This window comes from Streptococcus sp. HMSC076C09 (genome assembly GCF_001837905.1).
Classification (GTDB): domain Bacteria; phylum Bacillota; class Bacilli; order Lactobacillales; family Streptococcaceae; genus Streptococcus; species Streptococcus parasanguinis_I.
Genome location: NZ_KV834652.1, coordinates 24,562 through 30,775, shown reverse-complemented (window position 1 = coordinate 30,775; position 6,214 = coordinate 24,562). Strand labels below are relative to the sequence as shown.

The window sequence follows — 6,214 nt, the reverse complement described above, 5'->3', positions numbered from 1 at the left end:
TTCAAAAAATAAAAAAATTTATTCACGGGGACTTCTAAAAGAATATAGCTACAAAATAGAGGAGTACTGTAAGTAAACAATTTCAAGTTTGTCGAACGGAATATAAAGTAATAAAGACGTTAGAAATAAAAAATCTATCGTCTTTTTCATGCCTATTTTCAATTTATATTGCTATCAATAAATAGGGAAAACTCGCAAGAGTTGCTAACTAGTATTTCAAACGCCTCTCACTAATATATACACGACAAAATGCTAATCTTCCTATATCCTATTTTTCGCAACTCTAGTATATCAGATGAACATGTCTTTTGTGTTGCACTTCATTTTTCAACAGGGCAAATAAAAAGATAGTTGAAAACTATAGAATATTGAAATTACGCTATTTTTAGTCCAACTGAAACTCATACTTTCCAAACCAGACTTAAAAAAAGCTCGTAAAGCATCACAATTTAGTAAAGGTTAATTCGTTACTGGAATTACTTACAAGATCTTAGCACTCTGTTTCTGCAGAGTGCTTTTTTGTTTTATAGAATATAAGAAAATAGAATACGGATATGGTATAATGGAGTAACAAGTATTTCATTAGAGGAAGTGGCCAGATGAAAATTATAGTTGATCGAGATTCAGTTTGTGCCGGAGATGATATTTACAACCATGAGATGACATTCGAGGTGCCAGAAAGCCTCACTGTTGCTGAATTCTTTAACTTCGTGCAGAACCATGGCTTCTTAGCTGCCATTCAAGGAAATGATGTAGCGTGGGGGCTTCAAAATAGCACGGGTAAAATCGGAGAGTATTTTACAAAAACAGGAGAAGTCACGCATTCAGAAATTAACATTAAAGATAAAATTGATGAAGCTGGTGGCAAACCTAATTTCTATGTACGCTATTATAGTAACCCGGAATGGGCAAGAGAAAACAGTAGTAGAGGATAAGCTTGAAGAAGAAAGAGTTTTTAGTCCGAATGAATTTGAAAAACAAATTGCTTAGTTAATAGCACTCCTTCTACGAGATTATAAAATTCATTTTACAATCTCGTAGAAGGGGTCCAGCAACCTGAGGGCGCTATCCTTCAAATTTTTCTCCCAAAATGTGTCCAAAATATTGACAGAATTCCAAGAAGACCTTCAACCTCTGTTAGAGGATTATTTGAGAGCTAATTCAGAATACTGGAAAGAATACCAAGATCAGTTCAGAGAGCTATTTGACAAGGATTTTTATCAAAAACAACGAGAAGAAATAATGTCTACAGGCTATGTGGTTGATAGTCTGAAAGCTAGTCTCTGGTGTCTAGGGACAACAGAGACTTTTGAAGGAGCTGCTTTAAAAGCGGTCAATCTCGGAAATGACACCGATACGATTGGTGGCATCACAGGAAGCTTTGCTGGAGCTCTCTATAAACTGGAAGGTATTCCAGATAAATGGGGACAACAATTGGTGAATAGAGAATTGATCGATGAAAAATGTCAAAAATTGATAGAGTGCCTAGGTCAGTTAGATCTATTTATGAATGTGGAATACTTGCTTTCTCTGCTAGATGATCTAGCAGAGAAAAATTTTTATTAGATATGACATCAGTCAGCTAAACCCTTTTAGCTGTCTTTTTTTGCTAGCGACTCGGTCACTAACTTGCTTGTCAAAGTATAATTCGGTATCATAGATATATAATGCTTGGTAAGTAGCCCTATTGTCAGTTCGGAACAAGTAGATAGGAGAAGAGGAGAAAAACTAGTGGATAAAGACCAATTGATAGAGAAACCAGAAATAAATATTGTTGGGGTTATTGCAAATCATCAGTTTAACTGGTATATTTGTTCAAACGATATGTGGACAATGGATATCGATAAATATATTCAGGCATACCAGGAAGCAGGTATGAATGTTGATTTCTCCTATTTACCTGAGATTCAACAGAATCTTCATGTGATTACAAAAAGCAATCTTGAGAGCTACTTAGAAATGTATAAAGATGATTGGCTGAAGGTGACGGTTGAAGAATTGATCGAAATGATCAAACGCTCAATAGATTGTGAGGACTTACATTCAGAGATTATTTTTGAAGGAAAAGGTTTACTCCCGGATCTTTTAATCGATTTTGATAAAGAGGAGTTTTATTCAAACCATCTGGGGATGAAAAACTACGAAAGATATGTTCCGAACGGATGGAAGATTTTTTCAGGGAAATTCAATCATTTGATCCCAAAAGAGGAGCAATATTGGATTGAAAAGACTGGCGCTAACCAATGAAGGAATTAATTATAAAATAAAAAGGAAGAGACAAAACACATGCAGTTTTATTTTATTGGTGGCTTAGGTGGGAATGGCTACCATTTGGCGCCACTAATTGATGAGCTCGGCTTTCCTGTAACCTTTCTAGATCCTTACAGGGAAATGATTCAGACAGAAAAAGATCTTTGTGCTTGGTTTCAAGATCAGATTGGACAAGATGAAGAGATCTGTTTATTGGGGCATTCCTTGGGTGGAGATTTGGCTCGTTATCTAGCTGCTGAGTTCCCTCAGATTCGGGCTCTGATTCTCTTGGATGGGGGCTACCTGGATATGGAAAAGATTCTGCCTCTGGAGGAAGAACTAGAGGGTACATCGTCCTTCATGCAGCAACAAGTCTTTGCGACTGTAGAAGAAGCTGTGTCAGCAGAGCTCGGTGATGAAGTAGTTCCAAGCCCTATGACGCGTAAAGCTGTAGAGGCTAGCTATCGCTGGAATCCAGTGAGTGAACAATATGAATTAAATCTGGATCTCGAAAAGGTCATGGCCTTATTGCGTCTACGGCGTCAGATCAAAGCTAACCAGATTTCAGTTGCAGACAAGCCTGTCCTATTTATCGGGCCTCGATACCAAGAAGAGCCTGAATGGAGAAAAGAAGCTCTGAAGCAACTAGATCCCCAGATCGAGCAAGTCTTGCTAGATGGTTTGGGGCACGAACTGTATACAGAGGCGCCTGAAATTGTAGCTAGAGAAGTGAACAATTGGCTCCAAAATGTTCATAAATAAAACCTGTTTCTCTTTTTGAAACGGGTTTTTGTCTTGTAATTTCCGAACGTTATTTCCTATAAAATCATTCCCATTGCATTAGGTCCGTATCTTTGGTATAATCTATCAAGGAAACGTCAAGAGACGTAGCGATGCGCTTGCGCATAGGTAGGTCAGTTTTTAGAAAAGAGATTTTTCAATCTATGTTAAATGAATTTCCTATTTTCGACTATGAAGATATTCAGTTGATTCCCAACAAATGTATCATCAATAGCCGGTCAGAAGCAGATACAACCGTCCAATTTGGAAAGCATACCTTCAAGCTTCCAGTCGTTCCTGCCAATATGCAGACGATTTTAGATGAGAATGTCGCAGAGCAGTTGGCGCGTGGTGGTTACTTCTACATCATGCACCGTTTTGATGAAGCGGGTCGGATTCCTTTTGTCAAACGCATGCATGATCAAGGTTTGATCGCTTCCATTTCGGTTGGTGTTAAGGAATACGAATACGACTTTGTGAGTCAATTAAAGGCAGATGCGCCTGAGTACATCACTATTGATATCGCACACGGTCATGCGGATAGTGTCATTCGGATGATTCAACACATCAAGAAAGAATTGCCAGATACCTTTGTCATTGCTGGAAATGTTGGAACACCTGAAGCTGTTCGTGAATTGGAAAATGCGGGAGCTGATGCGACTAAGGTCGGGATCGGCCCTGGTAAGGTTTGTATCACCAAAGTGAAGACTGGATTTGGTACAGGTGGTTGGCAATTGGCTGCTCTTCGCTGGTGCTCAAAAGCAGCGCGTAAGCCAATCATTGCGGATGGTGGTATTCGGACTCATGGTGATATTGCCAAATCGATTCGTTTCGGGGCATCTATGGTCATGATTGGTTCTCTCTTTGCAGGACATATTGAAAGTCCTGGTAAAACAGTAGAGATTGATGGAGAGTCTTTCAAAGAGTACTATGGATCTGCTTCAGAGTACCAAAAAGGTGCATATAAGAACGTCGAAGGTAAGAAGATTTTATTGCCTGCCAAGGGTCATTTGCAAGATACCTTGACAGAAATGGAACAAGATTTGCAAAGTTCGATCTCTTATGCAGGAGGCCGAAAATTAGCAGATTTGAAACATGTTGACTATGTGATCGTTAAGAATTCTATCTGGAATGGCGATGCACACTAATTGAATTACTTATTTATTTCACGAATAGGCGTGATGTTTCTACAAGGTGCCGGAACACCTAACAATAAGTAAGTCGGGATTATTTCTCTTTCTAGAGAGATTTCAAGGCTTGCTTAGCAGGCCTTTTTGTATTTTGTGAATGAAGTAGAGGATTTTTAAAAAAGTAGGAGGAAGTATGAAATTACTTGAAGAGCGCATCTTAAAAGATGGCAATGTTTTGGGTGAGAATATCCTCAAGGTGGATTCCTTTTTGACCCACCAAGTGGATTTCAAATTGATGAAAGAAATTGGTCAGACCTTTGCGGACCGGTTCAAAGATGCTGGCGTGACGAAAGTCGTAACCATTGAAGCGTCTGGAATTGCGCCAGCCCTTTATGTAGCTGAAGCCTTGGATGTTCCCATGATCTTTGCTAAGAAGGCGAAAAACATCACGATGAATGAAGGCATTTTGACGGCTGAGGTTTATTCCTTTACCAAGCAAGTGACCAGCACCGTTTCGATTGCGGGTAAATTCTTGGATCCATCAGATAAGATTTTGATCATTGACGATTTCCTTGCAAATGGTCAAGCAGCCAAAGGATTGATTCAAATCATCGAACAAGCCGGGGCTCAAGTCGAAGCGATTGGGATCGTGATTGAAAAATCCTTCCAAGATGGACGGGGATTGTTAGAAGAGTTGGGATATCCAGTTGTATCCCTCGCACGTTTGGACCGTTTTGAAAATGGTCAGGTTGTATTTAAGGAGGCAGACATCTAATGCAAAAACAAGAAAGCCATTCACAGGCAGCCATTTTAGGCTTGCAACACCTTTTGGCCATGTATTCGGGATCTATTTTGGTACCGATCATGATCGCGGGAGCTTTGGGTTATAACGCTCATCAACTGACCTATCTCATCTCTACAGATATCTTCATGTGTGGGGTCGCAACTTTCCTTCAAGTGCAGCTCAATAAATACTTTGGGATCGGTCTTCCGGTAGTCCTGGGGGTTGCCTTCCAGTCTGTAGCACCTCTCAGCATGATCGGGGCTAGCCATGGTAGTGGTGCCATGTTTGGTGCCTTGATTGTCTCAGGGATTTATGTCATCCTTGTCTCTGGTTTCTTCTCTAAGATTGCCAATCTCTTCCCATCTATTGTAACGGGATCTGTTATTACAACCATTGGTTTGACTTTGATTCCAGTAGCGATTGGAAATATGGGAAATAATGCGCCAAAACCAACCGTTCAAAGCTTGATTTTGGCTGTGGTGACCATTCTCATCATTTTAGTTGTTAATATCTATACGACTGGGTTTATTAAATCCATTTCAATTTTGATTGGTTTGATCGTAGGTACTGCTATTGCGGCTTCTATGGGCTTGGTAGACTTCACACCTGTGGCTCAAGCACCAGTCGTTCACGTTCCAACGCCTTTCTTCTTTGGAGCTCCTAAGTTTGAAATCACCTCAATCGTCATGATGTGTATCATCGCGACAGTTTCTATGGTCGAATCAACAGGTGTTTATCTTGCTCTTTCTGATATTACCAAAGATCCAATTAATAGCACGCGCCTTCGCAATGGTTATCGTGCTGAAGGGTTGGCCGTTCTCCTCGGTGGTATCTTCAACACCTTCCCTTACACTGGATTCTCACAAAACGTTGGCTTGGTGAAATTGTCTGGTATCAAGACTCGCTTGCCAATCTACTATGCCGCTGCTTTCCTTGTTCTTCTTGGTCTCCTTCCTAAGTTTGGAGCTTTAGCACAAATCATCCCTAGCCCAGTTCTTGGTGGAGCGATGCTGGTCATGTTTGGTTTCGTATCTATTCAGGGGATGCAGATTCTTGCGCGTGTTGATTTTGAACACAATGAGCACAATTTCCTCATCGCAGCTGTATCGATTGCAGCAGGGGTTGGTTTGAACAACAGCACCCTCTTTAATGGCCTTCCAACAGGGTTCCAAATGTTTTTTGCAAACGGAATTGTCGTCGCAAGTGTCTTAGCGATCGTTCTCAATGCGATTTTGAACCGCAATAAATAATTATCTCAAATTTACCGGAG

At 40.3% G+C, this 6,214-nt stretch carries 7 protein-coding genes and 1 riboswitch; all 7 genes read left to right on the top strand.

The window, feature by feature from the left end:
- The first annotated feature begins 599 nt into the window (after positions 1 to 599).
- The 7 genes from HMPREF2704_RS10655 (at position 600) to HMPREF2704_RS10625 (ending at position 6,194) form a co-directional block, all read left to right on the top strand.
- Positions 600 to 935 carry a hypothetical protein gene (locus HMPREF2704_RS10655; RefSeq protein ID WP_024055827.1) on the top strand — a complete coding sequence of 112 codons (336 nt, stop codon included), beginning with the start codon at positions 600 to 602 and terminating at the stop codon, positions 933 to 935.
- A 214-nt stretch (positions 936 to 1,149) separates the two neighbouring features.
- Entirely contained in the window at positions 1,150 to 1,566 is a 417-nt protein-coding gene (locus HMPREF2704_RS10650; protein WP_238676521.1) for an ADP-ribosylglycohydrolase family protein, read from the top strand.
- A 165-nt stretch (positions 1,567 to 1,731) separates the two neighbouring features.
- A complete protein-coding gene (locus tag HMPREF2704_RS10645; RefSeq protein ID WP_049522974.1) occupies positions 1,732 to 2,247 on the top strand; it encodes a hypothetical protein in 516 nt (171 codons plus the stop codon).
- Positions 2,248 to 2,286: 39 nt separating this feature from the next.
- On the top strand, positions 2,287 to 3,012 hold the full coding sequence (locus tag HMPREF2704_RS10640; protein ID WP_024055829.1) for an alpha/beta fold hydrolase: 726 nt from the start codon (positions 2,287 to 2,289) through the stop codon (positions 3,010 to 3,012).
- 182 nt (positions 3,013 to 3,194) lie between these two features.
- Complete coding sequence (gene guaC, locus HMPREF2704_RS10635; RefSeq protein WP_021153179.1) at positions 3,195 to 4,178, top strand: GMP reductase; 984 nt, start codon at positions 3,195 to 3,197, stop codon at positions 4,176 to 4,178.
- Positions 4,168 to 4,263: riboswitch (purine riboswitch) on the top strand. Its footprint overlaps the gene before it by 11 nt.
- Positions 4,264 to 4,353: 90 nt before the next feature.
- The gene (locus HMPREF2704_RS10630) at positions 4,354 to 4,935 is read left to right on the top strand and encodes a xanthine phosphoribosyltransferase (protein ID WP_049522975.1); all 582 of its coding nucleotides are present in this window, start codon (positions 4,354 to 4,356) and stop codon (positions 4,933 to 4,935) included.
- Positions 4,935 to 6,194 (top strand): nucleobase:cation symporter-2 family protein, encoded by a 1,260-nt coding sequence (locus tag HMPREF2704_RS10625; RefSeq protein WP_070846590.1) that lies wholly within the window; start codon positions 4,935 to 4,937, stop codon positions 6,192 to 6,194. The genes HMPREF2704_RS10630 and HMPREF2704_RS10625 overlap by 1 nt, the downstream gene beginning before the upstream one ends.
- The last annotated feature ends 20 nt before the right edge of the window (positions 6,195 to 6,214 follow it).

What these genes read in the sequence shown, in the direction of transcription:
- HMPREF2704_RS10640 (WP_024055829.1), top strand. Translation starts at nt 2,287, where the DNA reads ATGCAGTTTTATTTTATTGGTGGCTTAGGTGGGAATGGCTACCATTTG.
- HMPREF2704_RS10625 (WP_070846590.1), top strand. Translation starts at nt 4,935, where the DNA reads ATGCAAAAACAAGAAAGCCATTCACAGGCAGCCATTTTAGGCTTGCAA.
- HMPREF2704_RS10630 (WP_049522975.1), top strand. Translation starts at nt 4,354, where the DNA reads ATGAAATTACTTGAAGAGCGCATCTTAAAAGATGGCAATGTTTTGGGT.
- HMPREF2704_RS10655 (WP_024055827.1), top strand. Translation starts at nt 600, where the DNA reads ATGAAAATTATAGTTGATCGAGATTCAGTTTGTGCCGGAGATGATATT.
- guaC (WP_021153179.1), top strand. Translation starts at nt 3,195, where the DNA reads ATGTTAAATGAATTTCCTATTTTCGACTATGAAGATATTCAGTTGATT.